The 20,953-nt window shown below is 36.1% G+C and carries 17 protein-coding genes and 2 pseudogenes; 8 read left to right on the forward strand and 11 right to left on the reverse strand.

The genetic code is table 11. The annotated features are described in order from the left end of the window. Both LC608_RS33330 and LC608_RS33335 read left to right on the forward strand, forming a co-directional pair. Positions 1-645: pseudogene (locus LC608_RS33330) on the forward strand (hypothetical protein); the annotation flags it as partial. A gap of 316 nt (positions 646-961) precedes the next feature. Beyond that, entirely contained in the window at positions 962-1,543 is a 582-nt protein-coding gene (locus tag LC608_RS33335; protein WP_229557654.1) for a tyrosine-type recombinase/integrase, read from the forward strand. Between the two features lie 501 nt (positions 1,544-2,044). Here LC608_RS33335 and LC608_RS33340 read toward each other — a convergent pair. After that, positions 2,045-3,895 carry a hypothetical protein gene (locus LC608_RS33340; protein WP_229557655.1) on the reverse strand — a complete coding sequence of 617 codons (1,851 nt, stop codon included), beginning with the start codon at positions 3,893-3,895 and terminating at the stop codon, positions 2,045-2,047. Continuing rightward, positions 3,892-5,055: a restriction endonuclease gene (locus LC608_RS33345; protein ID WP_229557656.1), complete on the reverse strand. Its 1,164-nt coding sequence runs from the start codon at positions 5,053-5,055 to the stop codon at positions 3,892-3,894. Before LC608_RS33345 ends, LC608_RS33340 begins: the two co-directional genes overlap by 4 nt. 1,405 nt (positions 5,056-6,460) lie before the next feature. Between LC608_RS33345 and LC608_RS33350 the strand changes: the two genes are divergently transcribed. Both LC608_RS33350 and LC608_RS33355 read left to right on the forward strand, forming a co-directional pair. Further along, a complete protein-coding gene (locus LC608_RS33350) occupies positions 6,461-8,155 on the forward strand; it encodes an AAA family ATPase (protein WP_229557657.1) in 1,695 nt (564 codons plus the stop codon). A 20-nt stretch (positions 8,156-8,175) separates the two neighbouring features. Further along, a complete protein-coding gene (locus tag LC608_RS33355) occupies positions 8,176-9,426 on the forward strand; it encodes an McrC family protein (RefSeq protein ID WP_229557658.1) in 1,251 nt (416 codons plus the stop codon). On the opposite strand, the gene LC608_RS33360 is transcribed toward LC608_RS33355, so the two are convergent. The 3 genes from LC608_RS33360 to LC608_RS33370 form a co-directional block, all read right to left on the reverse strand. After that, positions 9,400-10,848 carry a DNA methyltransferase gene (locus LC608_RS33360; protein ID WP_229557659.1) on the reverse strand — a complete coding sequence of 483 codons (1,449 nt, stop codon included), beginning with the start codon at positions 10,846-10,848 and terminating at the stop codon, positions 9,400-9,402. The genes LC608_RS33355 and LC608_RS33360 overlap by 27 nt on opposite strands. Positions 10,849-11,850: 1,002 nt before the next feature. Next, positions 11,851-12,132, reverse strand: coding sequence for a hypothetical protein (locus tag LC608_RS33365; RefSeq protein ID WP_229557660.1), 282 nt, complete (start codon positions 12,130-12,132; stop codon positions 11,851-11,853). Positions 12,133-12,240: 108 nt separating this feature from the next. Beyond that, a complete protein-coding gene (locus tag LC608_RS33370) occupies positions 12,241-12,816 on the reverse strand; it encodes a ParA family protein (RefSeq protein ID WP_229557661.1) in 576 nt (191 codons plus the stop codon). A 10-nt stretch (positions 12,817-12,826) separates the two neighbouring features. Between LC608_RS33370 and LC608_RS33375 the strand changes: the two genes are divergently transcribed. After that, positions 12,827-12,973, forward strand: a complete 147-nt coding sequence (locus tag LC608_RS33375; RefSeq protein WP_229557662.1) for a pentapeptide repeat-containing protein — start codon at positions 12,827-12,829, stop codon at positions 12,971-12,973. Between the two features lie 63 nt (positions 12,974-13,036). Here LC608_RS33375 and LC608_RS33380 read toward each other — a convergent pair whose 3' ends face one another. The 3 genes from LC608_RS33380 to LC608_RS33390 form a co-directional block, all read right to left on the reverse strand. Beyond that, positions 13,037-13,321 carry a ribbon-helix-helix domain-containing protein gene (locus LC608_RS33380; RefSeq protein WP_229557663.1) on the reverse strand — a complete coding sequence of 95 codons (285 nt, stop codon included), beginning with the start codon at positions 13,319-13,321 and terminating at the stop codon, positions 13,037-13,039. Between the two features lie 62 nt (positions 13,322-13,383). Then, a complete protein-coding gene (gene parA / locus LC608_RS33385; protein ID WP_190735208.1) occupies positions 13,384-14,004 on the reverse strand; it encodes a ParA family partition ATPase in 621 nt (206 codons plus the stop codon). 215 nt (positions 14,005-14,219) lie between these two features. Then, positions 14,220-14,372 carry a copy number control protein gene (locus LC608_RS33390; protein WP_229557664.1) on the reverse strand — a complete coding sequence of 51 codons (153 nt, stop codon included), beginning with the start codon at positions 14,370-14,372 and terminating at the stop codon, positions 14,220-14,222. A 341-nt stretch (positions 14,373-14,713) separates the two neighbouring features. Here LC608_RS33390 and LC608_RS33395 point away from each other — a divergent pair, with 341 nt between their 5' ends. Continuing rightward, positions 14,714-15,016, forward strand: a complete 303-nt coding sequence (locus tag LC608_RS33395) for a hypothetical protein (RefSeq protein ID WP_229557665.1) — start codon at positions 14,714-14,716, stop codon at positions 15,014-15,016. Between the two features lie 324 nt (positions 15,017-15,340). Here LC608_RS33395 and LC608_RS33400 read toward each other — a convergent pair. The 3 genes and pseudogenes from LC608_RS33400 to LC608_RS33410 all read right to left on the reverse strand — a co-directional run. Further along, positions 15,341-15,562: pseudogene (locus tag LC608_RS33400) on the reverse strand (ISKra4 family transposase); the annotation flags it as partial. Positions 15,563-15,600: 38 nt separating this feature from the next. Further along, positions 15,601-16,944, reverse strand: a complete 1,344-nt coding sequence (locus tag LC608_RS33405) for a tyrosine-type recombinase/integrase (RefSeq protein WP_229557666.1) — start codon at positions 16,942-16,944, stop codon at positions 15,601-15,603. Positions 16,945-17,062: 118 nt separating this feature from the next. Next, on the reverse strand, positions 17,063-18,388 hold the full coding sequence (locus tag LC608_RS33410) for a site-specific integrase (RefSeq protein ID WP_229557667.1): 1,326 nt from the start codon (positions 18,386-18,388) through the stop codon (positions 17,063-17,065). Positions 18,389-18,965: 577 nt separating this feature from the next. On the opposite strand from LC608_RS33410, the gene LC608_RS33415 reads away from it, so the two are divergent. Further along, positions 18,966-19,193 (forward strand): ribbon-helix-helix domain-containing protein, encoded by a 228-nt coding sequence (locus LC608_RS33415; RefSeq protein ID WP_229557668.1) that lies wholly within the window; start codon positions 18,966-18,968, stop codon positions 19,191-19,193. Positions 19,194-20,037: 844 nt separating this feature from the next. Next, positions 20,038-20,953, forward strand: a 916-nt coding sequence (locus LC608_RS33420; RefSeq protein ID WP_229557669.1) for a hypothetical protein, incomplete at its 3' end; no start/stop codon positions are given.

The raw sequence follows: 20,953 nt of genomic DNA on the forward strand, positions 1-20,953 counted from the left end.
ACCTCCGAAACTGCGGAGCAGGAGATTTGGGAGATAGCGCCAGGGGTTCCCTACCCTGTCTTCTTAAACTGGAGGGCACAGATGCATTACAAACCCCAAGGTGTAAAGTGGGAAACGAATGCTAGAGGTAATGCCTATTCAGAGTTCTACAACAATAGGCAGAAAACTAGAGTGGTACTGTTCCCAGAATTTATGCAATATATGCGAGATGTTTCTCTTAACTGTAACCAACAGTTAGCCAGTGATATTAAAGCAATTCTCCCTTCCTTATTTGCAGAGTTACCTGCACCAACGCATGAGAACGTCCAACAACTAATGGCGAATATTGAACAATTGGTCGAACAAGGTGTTGAGGTAGCGTTGCCCAATCTTGCTGCTACTCCATCTAACCAATCAATGCCCTATGCTGCTGCTACTGCTCAATCACAAATCAAGCCACTGCCCAATCTAGTAGCATTGCCGACAATAGCAGAATCACAGAAGGAGGAATCAATTTTAGATATAGTGGTGCGGAAACAATTGTTTTGGCACAATACCCCTAAATTTAGGGGAAAAATCCGTAACTGGGCAGACACTCATCCTGATGTGATGATTATGGATGAATATGGCCCAGTGTTAGCTTGTCCATTGCCAGAATCAAGGTAATTGCAAGAGTCTGACATCTGTGAATACTTGGACAACAGCTATTCATTAGCGATCGCACTTTAGGGTTGAGTTCAACTCAACCTCGTGATCTCTGGCATTAGTGCTTGAGGGATCTTGCCAGATCATCTGGCAAGAAGAGAGTAAAAAAGCAGCAAATTGGAAAAACTTATGAATTCACGGAAGAATCAGGATTACAGACAGCGCGATTGATAAGCATTATTAAAGGATGTGGAGTTGGAGTGTAGTCTTGACGGGAAATAAAGGTTTGAGGCAGTTACGCTATCAAATATGTATTTGCTAGCGTAAGATATTCCCTATGAAAATCAATCGCTTCGGCAAAGCAGAAATCCTAAACCCTCAAGAGATAACCTTACTATTTAGTGAGGGACTTGTTAAGCCACGCGATCGCGCTTTATTCGGTGTCTGCCTTTATGCCGCTGCCCGAATCAACGAGAGCTGCACTTTGCTCAAGGGAGATGTCATTGGCACTAGGGGAGTTCGTCCCAAGCTGATCATCAGGGCATACAACACTAAAGGTGGCCAAGATACTAGAGAAATTCAGCTTCACCCCAAGCTCAATGAATATTTGTCCGAATACAGCCAGGAGCTAAAGGGGAGAAATCCTCATTTGTTCCCAGGAAGGCATGGACTTGGGCATATCCATAAAGCTAGTGCTGATCGGATTCTCAGGGAGGCACTACGTCGTGTTGATTTGGATGAACGAGGAATATCCACGCACTCGTTTAGAAGGACAGCGTTGACCTGGATGAGTAATTCTGGGATTCCATTACGCCACATTCAGTCAATCAGTGGGCATCGATCTTTATCTGCTCTAGAGCATTATTTGGGTGTCACTGACCAGCAAAAGGAAAATGCTATCTCTATGTTAAATTTTTGATTTTTTTGGTGTAGTTCGCCAAGAGTACCGGGAGCATCCCAGTTTTTTGCAAAGAGGGCGAAAATCAGTCAGGATAATTAGGACGAGTGTATTTACTGACCAAGGCATCACCGTGCCAATTTGGGAAAATTGTACGCTAAGAAATTAAGACTAACCCAACGCCATGAAAATATGTTGTTTTCAGCAAAAGGCACACCTCTGTTCTTAATTCAAGACTAGCCAAGGTCTTTCCAGTTGGTGCAGAGTAGTATCAGTACTCTGCACCAACAAAATAAGGGTAATCAGCCGCTCTTCGGGTGAAGAGTTAAAAATCAGTGGGTAAGATGCTTACTGGACAAAGCTTTCAGCCTTAGCGTACAATTTTCCCGTTTTGGCACGGTGATGCCTATCTCGGCTCAATATGAATTAACGCCTGTCCCAATACTGTGGCGGATCGTTTGTGGGTTACAACTCATCTCAAACCTGATGAGGAAAAACTACGGGTTTCAACCTAGATGAGGTTTATAATAAGTAATATTTACTGATACTTTGAAAATTTACAGTATTTAAAAAGATATATCCAGCTAAAGTATGGTCTTTTTTTATCATAGTATCATTATTAGAATAATAAGGTATCCAAAAACGGCTTTGAATCTCCATTTCCTTTTTAATTTCATTACCAATATATTCTTGCAGTAAATATTCGTAAACAAATTGCTTTCTAATACTTCTGTCTTTTATATCTCTATAATTTTCGGGATTTTTAAAATACTCTAATTCTAAGTATTTAATATCAATTATTATAAAATATGGACAATTAGCTACTTTCAAAAAATTCTCAAAACTTTTTGATATAAATTCTAAAGAAGCTGTACGAAATAAAGAATCACGAATAGGTTGATACCTTTCGTAACGACTATCAAAATTTTTATCTATTTCGGTTAAAAAAATATTGAAACTTTCTGCATTATATGCACCATTTTTAATTGCTACGTAAAATATATGATTTAGCTGCCGCATTAATGCAAAAATTGATTCATCATCTAATTTATCTAATTCAATTGTCCAGTAAGAATAAAAATTAGATGGTAGTTGTGAGTTAATTAATAACTTTTTTTCTTTAATTGCATAATACTTTTCTAATTCTTTAAAAGTGTGAATTGTATCTCTAAGTTGCTTATGATGAACTATCTTCAAATCCGTTAGAACAAAAATTTCTTTTCGTCTATCTAATATTTGCCTATCATTATACTTCTTGAAATATGGTGAATCACAATAGAAAGTTGCTCTATATGAATAATCGTCCTTGTATGTGTTTATTGCATATAAATGAAGGTTTGTTATTTCTCGCTTTGTAAAGAAAATATTATATAATGCAACTGCATCAGGTACTAACTTTTTATTATTTATGATGAATGTATTTGTTAGGTTAATTGCTTTAGACTCGGTATCTGCTAGTAGTATAGTATCGTAGGATAAAAATGTTTTATCTAAAAATAAAATAAATTCAGGCTCAAAGTTTTTTACCAAGAATGTCAAACACATGGATTCCCAGACGCTATGGAAATTGTCAATACCCCAAACCTCTCCTTCGTCCTGCTCAGATAACTCTCCATATAAAAATATTTCAATTACATCGTGAAACTCCCAGAAATCATCATCTTTAAGCGGAGTTTGATGCGTGATTACCTCTAAGGTGTCCTTGAGAATATCTACAGTTATAGTCCAGTAGTCTTCTTGAAATAAACTGTATTCAGAGCCTATATATTTATGTTTAAAATCTTCTGCCAGTGCCTGTAATTCTGGAATAACTTCCTCATCAAGCTGCTGCTTAATTTCCCAAAGAATATAACAGTACATCGAGACAATATCCGTTGACTGGTAATGCACCTGTTGCCGGGGTAAAGTCATGGTGTCAATATATACCCCACCATTGTTTTGATAGACTCCTCGGTGTAACAAGCGATGTATCTTTGAATAGTCAATTTTTTCAGTTACTCCCAATCGATAAGCTAAGGAGATGATTTTCAATTCATCATAAGCATCCAGAATAGTGCCGATATTATCTAATTTGGAATAAAAGATATTTTCTTCATCAGTCTCATCAGGTATGCAAATTTTTTGGGTGCTGCCTTGAGATTTAAGAACTCCATCTCTGTCTGAGATATAGCCTTTAGAATAACAAATGCGTTTAAATTCTCGCAGTACTTTATAAAGTAGGAAGAATACGTCACGCTTGTCATCGTAAGTATTGAAGATTTCGGTATCAAAACCGCGAGGCAAGCACAGAACAGTCTCGGATTGACGTTTTTCTATGCCAACAAAAGAATATTTATTATTAGCTACTGGTCGTAATTCCTTAAAGTTTATCATTCGCTTAAATCACCTTCTATTTCCTCGTTATCATTAATCTTGGGTATCTTGGCAGCATCTATGCTGTTGTGGCAATATTCCAGTAAATCTGATGTATAAGTTAAAAAATCAGCAAATGTTACTAACTTAACCTTTTTTTTATTTAATTGCTCCTCTATAAATTTATTTAGGGCTTGTTTGTTTCTTGCAAATACTCCGTCCCATAAGTAAAACATTAATTTATCTTGTACCTGTTCCAGAGTTATTTCATGATTTTTAGCCTTTATAAACCACCATCCAATCTGTTTATCTTCTATCTTTCTGATAACGTTATGATTTTTTTTTATAAATTCGTTTATTCCAATTACGCACCTGCACCAATCTAATTTTCTACCATCTTCTAAAATCAATTTTACTTTAAGCAAGGCATCAGTTATGCTATTGTCATCTTCTATGCCATCTTCATTGGGTGCATCTATGTATTCCCAATCCCAACGACGCTTGAAAGCACTATCCAAATAATAGATAGACTCATCTGATGTGTTAATAGTGGCAATGATTGATAAATTAGGAGGAATGTTAATTTTGCGATTTTCTAAATTCTTCAGCAGTCTCAATCCATTGGTGTTTGAATTTTCCTGCAATCTAGCTTTTAAGTCGCGAGTAAAAATATGAAAATTACTGCCATCAACCTGTATCAAACCGTCATTGGAAATATTAGCTTTGTGCCCCATTACATTGAATAAACCAACCAATTCCATTTCCGAGACATCAAGCTCATAACTTGACCAATCATCTTCTTCTCTGTCTAACAACTGAAAAACTGAACCGAATATGGCAGCAGCATTTCCTCGATTTAATTCATCAATAACCAGTAAACAATTATCATTTTTCCCCTCAAGTAAATTTTTATACGCCATTCCTAGAGCCTGGAGAAAATGACCTGGGTAATATTTATATATGACGTTTCCACCGTATGTTAATGGTAATAATTTACCCATAAAATCGGAATAAGTATACTCAGGGTGAAACACGGTTTTTACCGTGTTAGAGAGAGTTTTAGTAACTTCATCAAACTCAATTGAGAGCTTCTCCCTAGCAATACCTGCTATCCTATAACTCTTTCCTGTACCGGGACTACCAAAAATTATCTTCTGGATTGCCTGAAACTGAACGACCATAATGTTTGTTACAGATGATACCAAGTTAATATATAAGCAGAAAAAATCTAAAATTACAATAACTACATAAAATTTTTAGCTTATCCTGCCTACGGCATGAGCTTCGCATATTACTCAATAAGGTGTGTAGGTATTGAGTTAGGTCGAGGGGGAGTATTATCTCCCGCCCCTCCCAATTAGAACTGGACGTGCTCCTTTAGGTGCAGGAGTCAAATGAGCAGGCGTGCAGAAAGTTACGCTAAGGACTTGATGAAATATTCCTCACTCCTCTAATTGCAACTCTGGGCCATTTTCACCCATCACTACCCCATCAGTTTTTTCCACCCACCGCTTAATGGGGGTAAATATAGCGTAGCTGACACTAGGGGCAAGATAGGCTGAAAGTATTAATGTATAAGCTTTTTAAATGTTGCTTTTTGAGAAATCATCCAAGCCTTGTTTGCTTCTTATAAAAGTTGGCTATAACGAAATCATAAGGGTTTCAGTCTTGTCATTGACATACTACAAACCTCAGCTTTAGATAAATTTGTACTATATGTTGCGGCTCGCAATTATAAATGCTCTGGCTCGCAAACAAGGTAATTTCTGGCTCACATTATTTGCAAACAGAAAAGCACTTCGGCTCAGATTAATTGCAACTAGGCTCAAGTGAACTGCAAATGGGTTTGCAAACAGAAATATAGGCTCAAATTAATTGCAACTAAACTAGCAACAGAAAACTGGTCACAGAATATTCTTTCTGTTGCGAGTGTTTCAGTCCAATTGAATGTATTATGGGCATCTCACCTCATAGTCATATAAAATGAACAACTAAAACTCGCAACAGAAATTTTGGAACTACAAAATGCACTTGTTGAATTGCACTGTCCCTAATTGTTGTAGCTAATAACTTCTAGCTTATTTGCAATTAATGTGAGCCTGGTCGGATGATTGCAAGCCCATTGCAAATAATAATGAGTCTGGTTGCAATTAATGTGAGCCGAAGTCCAATCTTATTTGCAATTAATTTGAGCCAACAATTTTCTTGTTTGCAAGCCGGAGCGTTTATGTTTGCGAGCCGCAACAACTATCTTGCCCCTGGTGTCAGCTTGGCTATATCTACCCCTTAACGTACATTCCTGTTCTAACGCTACTCACGGGCGTCCCCTTACGTTGTGGATAAAATCTAATATTCGGTATTAACACTGTTGAATATAATAATTGACTAAATTATTCTTAAAAAGCTAAATTATTCCAATTAATTGAATTATGCCCATCCATAATTATCAGTCTGTTGATTTTTCCTTTTAGGGTGATTGCTGACATACACACAAAATAGAACATATTGTAAATATATGTAATCCCAAATGTTTAAAATTCTTTTATTTTACGTTATTTTAATAGCGAATTGAGTGTGTTATCTCTTTTGAAAACATCCTTAAAGGCATTATTAAGACTAGTAATTACTAATATGTATTATATTTCAAATTTTGCTATTGAAAATGCAATAGGAGCTTTAGCTTCATCAGGGGTTTCTGAGTATTTTAAAGTTTATCTTGCTTTAAAAGGTTCTGGTTTATCTTTTCGACCTAAAAAATCAGTTGACATAGACACACATACAGCTACACCAGTATTGAAGTGTCTGTTTGAGGTAAAGGGTCTTAATAATCTTCCAACTTTCAGTAGTAAAGATATTTTTTATAATCCTTTATTTAATGAAAAGTTTAAAGAAGACGCTGCTCGTTCGATTGTACAAACTCATTGTAAAGCATTTGCTTCAGGTAGCCGAGTTATAGCCTACCCTTGGATTAATAGTGAGCAAGCTCCTGGTAGTCAAAGTTGGCGCGTCTCATTTACTAACAAATATCCCGTTGGATTAGGTTCTGGCAAATCGGGGATGTCTGAAAAAGATGGCACACAAGTACAGATTAAAACTGCCGAATTTTTAATTTGGTACTTTCGATATTACCAATGGCAATATCAACCTTCATTTGATGATCTGTTTAATAAGTGTATGACTGAACTGAACTTTCATCCATCTGAAATTGCATTAATATTTGATGCACAAAGAGAATTTAATACATCTTATTTACAAGAAGAAAATTTATACCCCTTTAGTCAAAAAGCACTTGATGAAGAAAGATTAGCAAATTTTATTGCAGGAAAACTTCAGTTAGGCCCTAGAGGACGTATCCAGTCACCTATTAAACAGTTTTCTATTAGGAGAATGTCGCTTGTGATTAATGCTTTTTCTGATAATTCAAGTAACAGTGAACAGTGGTGGGTTACAGATGATATTGTAAATGAAGGGCTAGATATTTTGCAACAAAATCGCTCTTTACTTCTAGTTGGCCCTCCGGGAACGGGTAAAACTAAATTAGCGTTTGATTTAGCTGAAGAAATTACATCTAAACCAAAAATTCATATCTTTCAGTTTCACGCAGGCTATGATTATGACATTTTTATTGAAGCTCTTATTCCTAAACCGACTACTAACGGTGTGGAGTTTCAAGGAGTGAAACGAAGATTTGCAGAAATTTGTGAAATAGCAGCAAAAGATTCGACTAATAATTATGTTGTAATACTAGATGAAATTAATAGAGCAAATATATCAAGAGTTTTTGGCGAGGCATTACTGCTTATAGAAAATACATACCGAAATGAGAATTTTGGCATTAATTTTACTCATTTCGCAGAAGGAAAAGAAAAATTTTGGATTCCTCCAAATCTTTATGTCATAGCAACTATGAATGATGTTGATCGTTCAACACATGAGGTTGATTTTGCTGTCAGAAGGCGTTTTGGAGAATTGCGTGTTGAACCAAACTCTACTCAATTAACTGAGCTATTACAGCAACAGGGATGCAAGGATCAAGGTTTAATACTAATCGCTTGTAGCCTTTTGCAAGCTGTACAATCTACCTATCCATTAGGTCATGCCTATTTCAAAGGTTTAGTTCATAAAGAAGATTTGGTTAAAATCTACCGTAGAGCTATTCGTCCAGCTATTCAAAATTATCTTGGTGAATTCCGTAATGATGAATTAGTTGAAATTGATAAGCTTTTTAAAAAAGCAAGTGAATCAGCAAGTTTTGAAGATTTTATTGCAGATAATGACTAATAAAAAAACTTCACATATTTATGGCTTTATTTAAAATAATTTCAGTCTCTGAGGCATCAGCAACTTTAGTTGAAGACCCAGAATTTCATCCAACTTTACTTTTACCAGGAACTGAAAAGTATCTAACTGTTATTTATAACAGTAATGGATATATATTGCAAGTAAAAAATTTTACTGGTATAATTCCTGCTCGAAATAACTATGTTATTCAAATTCAACCTAAAGTAAAAATTAGTGACATAACATATTTACTATTAAAAAGTAATCTTTTAAATCATTCACTAGCTACATCTTATAACTCAAATGTTCCATATCAAATAGCTGATGAAAATATCGGATCTTTTGTAGAATCTCTCATAAAAGAGTTTTTAAGGCAAATAGACAGAATTCATGCATTAGGTAAATTACGAAAAGATTTAGTAACTACGTCGAATAGTTCATCTATAAAAGGTAAAGTTGATATATCAAAAACCATTCAAGAATACTCTAGAAGCTATGGTTTAAAAGTTAGCCAAACAATTGTTGAACAATCATTTAATACAACAGAAAATAGGTTACTTGCATATTGCCTTCGTTATATTTTAGATTTACCCTTAAAGTTTATCCCTACTAAAGAGATTGCAAAAAGATTAATATATTTTTCACCCCTTGATAAAAAAGGAACCATTGAATCTTCTGATATATTTGAGGTACGCCGCGCTTTAGAACACGGAAAAATTCCAACTCAACGCTTGTATTATATTCCTGCACTTAATTTAGCACTCGCAATACTTGAGGGCGCGGGAATCACAATTCGAGAAAGAGAAGAGATAATATTCAAACCTATGATTGTTAACACGGCAGATATGTTTGAGAAGTACATAAGAAATACTTTTCACTCTGCTTTAAACAGTACAGGAGTGAGTGTTTTTGATGGAAGAAGCCTACCTGCTAAAGAATTTTATTCAGGAGGCTCTAAGACTATAAGGCTAAAACCAGATATTATATTTATATCAGGTGGTAGAGAAATATTGATTTTAGATGTTAAGTATAAAACAGAAGTTAAAGAAAGTGATCACTACCAAATGTGGGCTTATTTGGAAGGTTTCGATCTCCTTTGTTCTATAATTGTTAGCACAGCGTCTTCTTCTACTGACCAAATGATTGAAGAGTATTCTCGAAACAACCGTAAAGTAATCATTTTTAAATTTGATTTAACTCAAATTAAAAAAAGCGAAGGGAATTTAATAGATTTGATTGCTACTTTACTGAAAGTTCGGCTCATTAAATAACGTGGTTTGGGTTATTATACTAGGATTCGCTTTATCTTTATTAGATACCTTTTTTGTTTTATTAACTTTTAAAGGTAGACTACCCGTTGTTATTCTTAAATTTGCTTCATCAACATATTCTTGAGCTATGTCGCATCCAAAATATTTACGTCCAAGAAGTTTTGCAGCCAAACCTGTAGTCCCAGAACCCATAAATGGATCAAACACTAGTTCTTCTGGATCAGTTGAGATTTGAATACAGCGCCAAGGCAATTCTAAAGGAAATGCTGCTACATGATTTCCATGTGACTTACTAGCAGCAAATGACCAGACACTACGAATTTTTCTCATCTCAGACATTTGTGCCTGAACAGTACCATTTCCATTCCGAACAATTGAGCCACTTATAGCTTTTTCTTGAGAATATTCAAGGTGATACTTGTAAAATCTAGACTTAGCAAATAAAAAAATGTACTCATGACTAGGAGTAGGTCTATCTTTTGCTGAATCAAGACCAACATTATCTTTTGACCATATAATAACTGATCTGACATAATAACCCAAGTGTTGTGCAGCCATTGCAACCTGAAAGGGAACTAGTGTCATATCTTTATCTTTCAAATATGAGTGTCCAGATGAATAACGTTTGTTCTCGTAATCTTTCCATGTATGTTCAAATCTCCCTTCAATAGCATCGAGCCTTTCTTGGCTACTTGAACGCATATAAGCTCTTGTTTGATATGTATCCCCTAAGTTCCACCAGATTGTTCCATTATCTTTCAATACAGGTTTTAAAGCATATAGTACTTCAGCAGAATGCCGTATATATTCTTCAACGGTTGGTTCTGCACCAAAAGCACACTCTGCTCCATCACCCCACTTTATTATTTGATCACCAATATAAGAACGTACACCCCAGTAAGGTGGTGAAGTAACTACAGTTTGTACACTCTCAAGAGGCATTTTATGCAACCATGTTAGGCAGTTACCTTGGATAACTCTATTAACTTCAAATTCCTCTATAGTAAGACGTTTATCCTCTAAATTATACTTATTAAGTAACTGCTTAGGAACAGATGTTGACTCAAGTTGTTCATCTGTAATTAATGACCAAAAAGGGATTTGTGAACGTATCTGTTGACGAATAAAAACTTTAGTATCATTCCAAGATACTTGTTTACCATTTTTTGTTATTTTTGAGCGTATTTGCTTATTACGTATAAGTCGAGATAAATGAGTAATAGTTACACCAGCTAAACTAGCAGCATCTTCAATGGAGATGTAAGAATCATCTATTAGCTGGTCGAGGCTTTCTTTCTTAATACGCCAAAAATCATGTACTTTAATTGCTTCAATATCTCCTATTTCACACATTGCAATCACTGCATCTTGGCTAATCTTTAGGATTTCTGCTACCTCTTTTGGAGTCAAAAGCTCAGTCATTAGTTCCTGATAGTTAATAAATTTGTTGTACACATTTAAAGGCTATATTAGAGTATAGCGGAATAAGTGTGAATTGAACATCAAAATATAATTATTAAGAAGAAAAATAATATAAATTGATTATTTAAGAAAGTTTTAACTGTATTTTGACCTAACTCAAACCTATTTTAGCAGCATAGAATGTAGAATCTTTAGTAGAAAAAATCTGTGAAAAATAATCACACTCAATCAACAACAGAAACTAGTTTGTCATTGCTGTTATGTGGCTTCGATGCAAAATTATGGGGATCATCCACTTTTGGAAGAAACATAATTATGGTACTCCAAAAACCCTACTATATAGTTCATCTAAAAAAGTAGATCCGCCGAAACTGGATGCTCCCAAATTATGTTGTGTGCGATGTGTACTCACAGAATAGAAAAGTGCCAGAGTAGGATCTCTGATCGCTAATCCAGTCAGGGCAAACGCATCTAAAGTATAAGAATCCTTTAATATCAAGGGTTTGGGCGTTTTATAATTTAGCCCATTTTTTCGCAAAATTCCTTATCCAGCAGGGGTTTCAGAAATCCCGTGCGTTTGCCCTGCTAATCCAGTGATACCCATTCTTTTGACTTAATCCATCAGATTTAACTACTAAATTGTCTCTGTTGCTAGATCAAGATGGTTTTAGATGTTCTCCAAAGAGAATGTTACATTATAGTGAACATCTAGCTTGATAAAATCAGGAGCGAAAATTGACTTGACCACAGTTGGACTATGCAAGCAATAAGCGAGATACAACCAAATTCAGTGGTTCATTGCCAGCAGCTAAACCAGTACTAAACAAAAAAGTTGGAGTTGAACTGACTTACGAAAACTGCATCACTTTCATTGCTCTGATTAATGCGAAAAGCTGGCGTAAAGCAGAAACTAACTCAAAGGAGTTTTCAGACTGGGCAGGAGCTATATCAGGTAAGCAGCGTATAAAAAACTTTTTTTTTGCCGCAGTAACCCCTAATACGCTACCCAAACTTTTGCATCATAGATTTCGCTCGTCGCATATTTGCCACTTGTTGCCTATAATCATTTTTCGTTATTGCTTCATTTAATACTGTACTGAGAAATTCTGGATTTGCCTCACAATACTCAAACATTGCTTCAATCAGAACCTCTCGACAAATACTGTTATTTCGACATACCTTCTGTAGGCGATCGCTTACTCCCTGTTCCAACCTTAGTGTGCTTTGCTTTGTTTGCAAAGGTTCTTTAGACACAGTAACCTGATTTTCTGGAGTTTTAAGCATCTCTGTTTCTTGAATTATAGGTATTGAGGTATCTAAACTTCCAGTGTTGAAGGAGGTATCTCGACTCTTAACCGAAGGACGATTCGTTGCTTTAATCGCTCTAGTGCATCACTCATGAGTTAACGCCTCAATAATTTGCTCAAATGGATATTGCAAGTCGGATTGCCCCAGTACTGACAACAGCTTCCCTTGTCGGATTGCACTCTTAAACTTCTCTGACTCGCGGATAGAAGGCAAAATTGGGATGTCTTGACCAAACTCTCGCATCGCTTCAATATTTTGTTTACCTTCTAAAGTTTGGGTATTTCTCACCCAGCGATCGCGAAAAGGAACTATCCCTAATACTCTGCTTGTAAATGCCATTAAGTTGGCTTGTTCTGTTAAGAAGCTCAGGGTATCAAGTAAACTGTTGGTTCCCTTAACGTTGGCTTCAACAGGAATGATGACATAATCAGACGTTCCAACTGCTGTTAAGCACAGTTGGGAACGAGATGGTTGCACGTCAATCAGAACATAATCAAAGATATTGGCTACGGATTTGAGGCGTAGTTTGAGAATAAATGCTCCCGTACCACTGCTACTGAGGAAGTCTGAAACCTTAAACAATCCTCTATCTGCTGGGATAAGAAATAAATGTTCATGGGTGGTAGGGTAAATACCGTCTTCTATTGTTACTGGGGTCAAATGAACATCCGTGCAGAAACTTACGCATTTGAGTGGTGCTGATTTGAGTTATGCTGACTTGAGAAATACATACTTGATTGATGCTAATCTGATTGATGCCAACCTGCATGGCGCTAAAATTAACAAGTCAACAAAAATTGATAGTAAATGGTTTTGACTCTAGCGATCCTATCTGCACGTTTACATACAGGTTTAAAATCATCTGCCCATTTTAATAATTTCAAGCGATGGGTTTTTGACCATACTTACTAAATAAATCGTTCAATGCTTCGGAAAGCAGCGCTTGAACTGTTGTATCTTGTAACAATGCAAGTTGTTTCAACTGTTTGGACACAGCTGGATCAAAGTGACCTGCGATCGCTTTCTTACCTTGCCGACTGGGTGCGACTCCAGGGGAGGAATTATTGCTCAACGGTTCACCATCTGGACTTGTTACGGACTTTGTGGATTTTTCTGGTTCTGAAACTTTGCGTAGAGAATCGGCTAAATTCGTTTTCTTTACCATCAGACTTAACGTGTATACATATCAACAAGTATACAATACTATAATATTACAGTGCTACAGTTTTACAGCTTAACTTGTTTACATAACCATTTGTAGAATTCCCAAATCTCATCCGCAGCCTTTCCTTTTGGCTCATATTCCTGTGCTGCTAATCCCCCTGCTAACGACCGTACAAAAGCGGTGCGCTGAGAAATACGAACCGGGGCGATGGGAATGTTGTACTCTTTTATGGCATCAGCCGCCTCATCTCCAAGGGAGCCTCTTGTGGGAACACAGTTCAAAACGACTGTTGCAGTTTTTTTAGCCAGCTTAACCAAATCAATTGTGTTGGCGATCGCACGTAAATCCAAAATTGAGGGTTGGCAGGGTATCAGAATTAAATCAGCAGCACGGATGGCAGCAAGAGCAGAGGACTCCGAATGTGGGGCAGTGTCAATAACCACTAACTGTGCCCCACCATCTCTGGCAGTCTCCAAAACTTTTTCTAACCGTGATGCTTGGCAGGAAATTACAACGGGAGATTCTGCTTCTCGTGAATCTCCCCACTTGCTGGCGGACGCTTGTGGATCTAAATCCACAAGTACAGTTTCCTTACCTTTTATGGCTGCGGCAACCCCAAGATGGATACTTAGCGAAGTTTTGCCCACACCGCCTTTTTCTGCGACAATAGCTACTGTCTTCATGTATACATATCCACACATTAACATTAAGACAAGTGTACAAGTTTAGCAGTGAGCCGTTTTCGTTAGTCCCTTGGACTTGATGACCTACTTTCAATGTCCTGTCCACTAGGGCGGAAGCTTTACCAACTGAAGCTTTTGAGAATTACGGGCTTCAAACCCCTGTCATACCTACAGAAAGGCTGTGCCAAATAATGTTTAGGTTAGTTGGTTATCGCTTATGCCTTTGATTCGTCTTTAATGTATTGCTCCATAAAAGCCGCGATAACATCACTCATTGTTTTCCCTTCAGTTACGCACTTTCCTTTAAATTTTTGGCGTAACTCAGGGCTAACAAATACCCTTATTTCAGCCATATCTTTTTTACCCATTAGCACTTTCCTATACCATATCCACTGCTTAACATATATCACATTCTTATCCTAGCGACAGTTACCTATAACCATATCCAATATATCCACTATGTCATACAGTGGATATAGTTGCTATAGTGATATCAACTGCAATGCACTCCAAAAAATGCAATTAGGCTAAATGCTTATGTACCAAAATTTTCAGGAAATCGATCTAATGGATGTGCAAGGGCACAGTACAGGCAGTGTAATAAGTTACTTGTCATTTTGATTAATTGATAGACAGAAACAAAGGCGATCACCCTCCGGGAAGAGAATGCGATCGCCTTTTGTAGAACCCCATAGATGAGGTCATTCACATGATTACACAAGAGGGATTTAACAATCAAACTTTGGCGCAATCAGAGTTTGAGGAAAACATTGATCAGTTAGGTGATGCAGTAGCACCAGAAATTGAAATTGATTCAGTACCAGATGAATTGGGAGAACTGTATCGAGTTTGGAACAGCTATCATCTGCTAGGAACTTTTTACCAAAATCTTGAGGGCAAATGGGTAGCACAACCTTGTAATAGGGATGAAAGACCCTGTTGTGATACCTCCGAATTAGCACTATTTTTCATAATTGCTGTCAACGGGTTGCTGGTAGCAGATGTAGCGTAATCATTGAGATAAATTGTTTTTCCATCATCTAGAGACGTGGTTAACTTCACGTCTCTTTCTTATGAGGAGTTTGGGAGCATCCCACTTTGGCAAAAATATATTAATCTTGCGTAGCGGATTATCTTGGGTTGTCAAGCAAAATTGTATCTATTCAAATTTAGGCATAAGAAAAAAATGCAGCCAAATAAAGGGTGCGATCGCTTAGGCAGGTACGCCATCGCTTGCTTTAATCAAGTATCAACTGGCTAGATTCGATTTGTTCATCAAGAGTATTTTATGGCAATATCGACTCTGTTGAATAACTAGCAATGATGGTGGGTTAAGTTAAATAGCTAGTAAAGCATTCAGGTAAGCGCAACGTAGAGACAGAACCTGATTGACATTTTCAGCTTTCCATTGCGCTCCAAAAATTTTGATTCGTTTCCCAAGGACTTTGATTGTTGACTCTACTGCGCCTGAACCAATGGAACATAGTTGTTCAGCTTGATAATATTCATAGTTGACAATCCGATTACGATGTTGGTCGAGATAGGCACAAAAATTTTTCATAAACCTAAAAGCTTACCTTTACCCCATTCTTAAATCTAGACCTCTGGGGCAGGAATAATTCCTGTATAAGCAGTCTCATAATGTTTCAAAATGGTTATAGGTGAATTACCTACCCATTTGGCAACATTGTTTATGGGAACACCAGCTAATAATTGCAAATTAATAAATGTATGCCGAGTAGCATAGGGGCTTAAATAGTGCTTTAATTTACCTTGAATAATCAATTCAGCTATTAAAGAAGGTTCATGTGTACTTTGACTACCTGCCCAAATTCTTTGAAGAATGACAAAACTGATATAGTTCCCATATTTGTTTTTAAAAACTAAATCATTAGGTCTTGCATTCTGAGGCTTTATTCTGGCAAGCAATTCTTTAAGTTTATCACCACATGGGAACTTTCTAATTTCTCCCGTTTTTGTTGACTTAGAAATTTTGATATCTCCGTCATAACTACGCTGAAACACAATATAGCTAAAATCTTCAGCTATATCACCCCAAAATAACCCAGCAGCTTCCCCATGTCGGCAACCAGTCCAAAATAAGAATTTTGTAACATCTGACCAATAACCATAATCTTTAAAAGCTTCAATGATAACTTCTGCCTCTTCCCTAGTAAAAGCCTTATAGTCAGGGTCGTTTTCTAAACGAACACCACTCTTTTCTGTTTGTTCCCTAACTAAGCTAGGCTTTAACTTTTTCATTTTTAGTATTTTCCTGACTTTATCGTTGACAATAATATCTTTCATATACTTGTCAAAAATATTATCAGTATCTTCAGGAACTAATTTATTCAGCTTTGCCCATTCTATTGCATGGTAAACAATGCCCAATAAATGCTTACGATAAGGGATTGAACAACTATCAACTATGATATTTCTTATTTCTAAACATTGAGATATATCTTGTGGACATTTTTGAATAATTCGATAAAATGATCCCCTATAAATTTTTAAATAAGTAGTTATTGCTAATTTATCTTTTACATAATCACAATATTTGTTATATATTTCTAGCAATCCTAATTGCTTAGATTTCAATCCTAATTGTTTAGGTTTACAAACACGAATTTCATCTAAATTTGATATATTTTTTTTTACCCTTGTCTCAGGAAGATATTTATTCAAAGTTATATCAAGATTTTCAGCAAGAATATCATTTTGAATCGTTATAGCGATTTGTGTAGCTTTAAGACGATTCTCAGAACTATCAATTATCCCCAGTGAAAAATACTTCTGCTTTACCCCCCATATTTGTTGAGACAGGGTACTGGAAAATTGAATTCTTAAATAATTACCATTCGTACCAATAGTAACTTTAGCTTTTATAGCCTTTTTACTACGTGTACCACTCCTCCCTTCTTCTTGTCGTTTCTGTAGCATGGATTTTTCTCCTTTGTCGTAATTCTGTAGTTTTTTTTAAACTGCGTTTACAGCGTTGTAAATTGCTTTAATACAAAAAATACCAAAAACCTTTATTAAGAAGGTTTTGGACTGAAACCTAGACCTCTGGAACAGGAGTAATTCCTGTATAAACAGTCCCATAATGTTTCAAAATAATCATAGGTGAATTACCTACCCATTTAGCAATATTTTTGATGGGAACACCAGCTAATAATTGCAAATTAATAAATGTATGCCGAGTAGCATAGGGGCTTAAATAGTGCTTTAATTTACCTTGAATAATCAATTCAGCTATTAAAGAAGATTTATTTCTTATTGGATAACCTGCCCAAATTTTATGAAAGGTAGAAAAATAGATAGGGTTGCCATTTTTGTTCTTAAAAACTAAATCATTAGGTCTTGCATTCTGAGGCTTTATTTTGGCAAGTAATTCTTTAAGCTTCTCACCACATGGGAACTTTCTAATTTCTCCCGTTTTTGTTGACTTAGAAATTTTGGTATCTTCATCGTAACTACGCTGAAACACAATATAGCTGAAATCTTCAGCTATATCACCCCAAAATAAACCAGCAGCTTCCCCATGTCTGCAACCAGTCCAAAACAAGAATTTTGTAACATCTGACCAATAACCATAATCTTTAAAAGCTTCAATGATAGCTTCTGCCTCTTCCCTAGTAAAAGCTCTATAGTCGGGATCGTTTTCTAAACGAACACCGCTTTCTTCTGCTTGTTCCCTAACTAAACTAGGTTTTAACTTTTTCATTTTTAGCATTTTTATGACTTTATCATTGACAATAATATCTTTCATATACCTATCAAAAATATTATCAGTATCTTCAGGAATTAATTTATTTAGTTTTGCCCATTCTATTGCATAGTAAACAACGCCCAATAAATGCTTACGATTAGGGATTGAACAACTATTGACTATGATATTTCTGATTTCTAGCGATTGAGATATATCTTGTGAACAGTTTTTAAGAATCCGATAAAATAATCCTCTATAGAGTTTTAAATAAGTAGTAATTGCTAATTTATCCTTTACATACTTACAATATTTATCATATATTTCGATCAATCCTAATTGCTTAGATTGGCAAACAGTAATTTCATCTAAATTTGATTGAGTATTTTCTATTACCCTTGTTTCAAGAAGATATTTATTCAAAGTTGCATCAAGATTTTCAGCAAGAATATCATTTTGAATCGTTATAGCGATTTGTGTAGCTTTAAGACGATTCTCAGGACTATCAATTATCCCTAGCGAGAAATACTTCTGCTTTACCCCCCATATTTGTTGAGACAGGGTGCTAGGAAATTGGATTCTTAAATAATTACCATTTGTACCAAAAGTTACTTGGTTTTTTACAGACTTACGGCTGTGTGTAGCAATCTTTCCTTCTTCTTGTCGTGTCCGTGGCATAGACTTTTCTCCTTTGTAGTAATTCTGTAGTTTTTTTAAAACTATGTAAACGATGTTTTAAAAATTATAACACAAAAAAAGCCCAAAACCCTTTGTTGACAAGGGTTATAAGGCTGTAGTAATCCTGTAGTAAAAAAATCCGTTTTTATTAACTTCTTACAGCTAGCAAATGGTTACTTGCCTTTTACAAAATACACAATGACTTATATATATAAATTTCTGACTTTTGGCGATCAAGCACCTTGTAGCAATTTGAGAGAGGTATTAGAGTTGACTGCTGCTGAACGTAAATGGTGGATCGACTCCATATCGGAAATCTATAAAAAACAGTCGGAAAATATGAAAAAGTCGCAAGCCAAACCTAAATACAAATAAATTTCAAGTGATTAAAAGTACCACTTTAGCTAAGTACTTTACAAATCAGAAGATGTAGTTCAAAAGAGTTTTGTAGTAAACCTGTAGTAAGCTTTCAGTGGCTTGTCTAGATATCCACCAAACTTACTTGTTTGTAAACAATGCTAACATCGTTTTACAAGCATCAAGTGTAATTTATTGTAAACAACGTTTTCTATGTTTTATGAACAGTAAAGCTTCTGTGGGTGTAAGACTTCCACAAGAGTACTTAGACGAGATAGACGAAATTTGCAAGGCAACAGGTAAAAGTCGCTCTCAAATTATGGTTGAAGCAGTGGAGGTTTTTCTTAAAAAGACACCAGCTTCTACTGTAATGTCAACATTAGAAGAGATAAAACACAGATTGGAAGTATTAGAGAGAAAAGTGGCGGGAAAATCTATCCAAAGATAATAATTTTGCAATTAATTATCCCGCCGAACGCTCATTATGACCGATTTGCCATTAAAGAAAAGAATTCAGCGTACTACTAACAGAGCTTTTATTGATCGTTTGTTGTTCGCTCATAAATTCTCAGTAATTGGTCAATAAGTGAATTTTGGACATGAAAATCTCACATGATAATTCTAGTGTAAGTCTTGTATGGTAAGGGTTTATGCTTATATGTCAGCAGAGTTAATGCCTTATTTCACCTAGTGTTACTATATCAATTGTCTGACTGTGCTACTGCTATACAAAGGTGACTTTTTTGACTATGGCAATATTTGCGTTACAGTGATTCATCTGCCATAGTGCGATCGCACTCAAAGCAATACTGCTAATTCTCACATCGACTCCATCCCATCTCAAATCTTGAGCGTGTGGAAAGCTATTTCATCCCAGAGACACTTGCTCTCCCAAATTACTAGTGTCAGCATCGATAATGCTGAAATCGCATCCTGTCTGGAATCTAGCAAGAAACCTTCATAATCAAGCAAATACTGAAAATTGGTATCAGAAATTGGTAAAACTTAGTAATACTTGCAATAAATCTTAAAAAAAAGAAAAAACAGAGGTTGTAGGTGATATCTGCGGTAAATCGTTGTATCTTTATAAAAAGGCGATGCTCGGTGGTGGTACACCGAGCATCTAAAAACTGCTCCACCCTAAAGTAGAGCAAACACAAAACAAAAACAAATTGTTCTCTCTATTGGAATTCTACATTGGAACTTTCAACAAGTCCAACAAAAATTTCAAAAAATTTGTGTTGTGTTTGCATACGAAGGTGGGAGTTACATTTAGGTAACTTTAGACACACATGGCAAACTCGGCATTTTTTAGCATCTGCTACCATCCAATCGCTGAATTCCTTGATAACCCAACAGCAGCTTTGGTACTGCAACATCTAGACTATTGGTTGAAAAACCCCAATTGCGGGTATTCTCTCATGGATGGATGTAAATGGATATACAACGGTTATATAAAATTGGCGGAACAGTTGCCTGGTTTGAGCCAACATCAAATTGGTAGATTGATCCGCAAAATGGAAGATTTAGGATGGATAATCAGTGAACGCTTCCATAATCTCAAGAAAAACATAGGTTTTCTTGGAGATCCTCCAGAAGGATGGCAAGAGTACAACCAGAAGAAGTGGTATAAGCTTAACTACCAAAAGATTTTTGAAGATACAGGATTTGACTTACTCAAGGAAGGTGCTGGTGGAGGTACGAGCAGCGAATCACCTCAAAAATCCAGCCATCACCTGAAACCCTTGCAGCAAGCCAATGTGCAAAATTGTACGAACCAATCTACAGATTTGCATGATGCATCGTCTAAATCTGTACAATCTTCTATATACAAAGAAGATCCATATATCTCTCAAAACGGGGAACCTGAAAAACAAAGAGAAGTAGAGGATTTTCAACAACAAAATTTTGAAAATACCAACACTCATAACGGATATCAGAACCAAGATCCTCTCAACACTGAACAAATCAAAGAAAAATCCTCCAATGAAAATAAAGGATTTCGTGAGGATAAAAATTCCGGGGGTAGTTCAGAAATTCGAGAAAATCGAACTAAGCCCAATGGTCGTGGTGGCAAAAAAACCTCCGAAACTGCGGAGCAGGAGATTTGGGAGATAGCGCCAGGGGTTCCCTACCCTGTCTTCTTAAACTGGAGGGCACAGATGCATTACAAACCCCAAGGTGTAAAGTGGGAAACGAATGCTAGAG

The organism is Nostoc sp. XA010 (assembly GCF_020829625.1).
In the GTDB taxonomy this organism is placed as follows: Bacteria; Cyanobacteriota; Cyanobacteriia; order Cyanobacteriales; family Nostocaceae; genus Nostoc.

Excerpts from the sequence above, each read along its gene's own strand:
- LC608_RS33335 (WP_229557654.1), top strand. The coding sequence starts at position 962 with ATGAAAATCAATCGCTTCGGCAAAGCAGAAATCCTAAACCCTCAAGAG.
- LC608_RS33340 (WP_229557655.1), bottom strand. The coding sequence starts at position 3,895 with ATGATAAACTTTAAGGAATTACGACCAGTAGCTAATAATAAATATTCT.
- LC608_RS33345 (WP_229557656.1), bottom strand. The coding sequence starts at position 5,055 with ATGGTCGTTCAGTTTCAGGCAATCCAGAAGATAATTTTTGGTAGTCCC.
- LC608_RS33355 (WP_229557658.1), top strand. The coding sequence starts at position 8,176 with ATGGCTTTATTTAAAATAATTTCAGTCTCTGAGGCATCAGCAACTTTA.
- LC608_RS33360 (WP_229557659.1), bottom strand. The coding sequence starts at position 10,848 with ATGACTGAGCTTTTGACTCCAAAAGAGGTAGCAGAAATCCTAAAGATT.
- LC608_RS33365 (WP_229557660.1), bottom strand. The coding sequence starts at position 12,132 with ATGCTTAAAACTCCAGAAAATCAGGTTACTGTGTCTAAAGAACCTTTG.
- LC608_RS33380 (WP_229557663.1), bottom strand. The coding sequence starts at position 13,321 with ATGGTAAAGAAAACGAATTTAGCCGATTCTCTACGCAAAGTTTCAGAA.
- parA (WP_190735208.1), bottom strand. The coding sequence starts at position 14,004 with ATGAAGACAGTAGCTATTGTCGCAGAAAAAGGCGGTGTGGGCAAAACT.
- LC608_RS33390 (WP_229557664.1), bottom strand. The coding sequence starts at position 14,372 with ATGGGTAAAAAAGATATGGCTGAAATAAGGGTATTTGTTAGCCCTGAG.
- LC608_RS33395 (WP_229557665.1), top strand. The coding sequence starts at position 14,714 with ATGATTACACAAGAGGGATTTAACAATCAAACTTTGGCGCAATCAGAG.
- LC608_RS33405 (WP_229557666.1), bottom strand. The coding sequence starts at position 16,944 with ATGCTACAGAAACGACAAGAAGAAGGGAGGAGTGGTACACGTAGTAAA.
- LC608_RS33410 (WP_229557667.1), bottom strand. The coding sequence starts at position 18,388 with ATGCCACGGACACGACAAGAAGAAGGAAAGATTGCTACACACAGCCGT.
- LC608_RS33415 (WP_229557668.1), top strand. The coding sequence starts at position 18,966 with ATGAACAGTAAAGCTTCTGTGGGTGTAAGACTTCCACAAGAGTACTTA.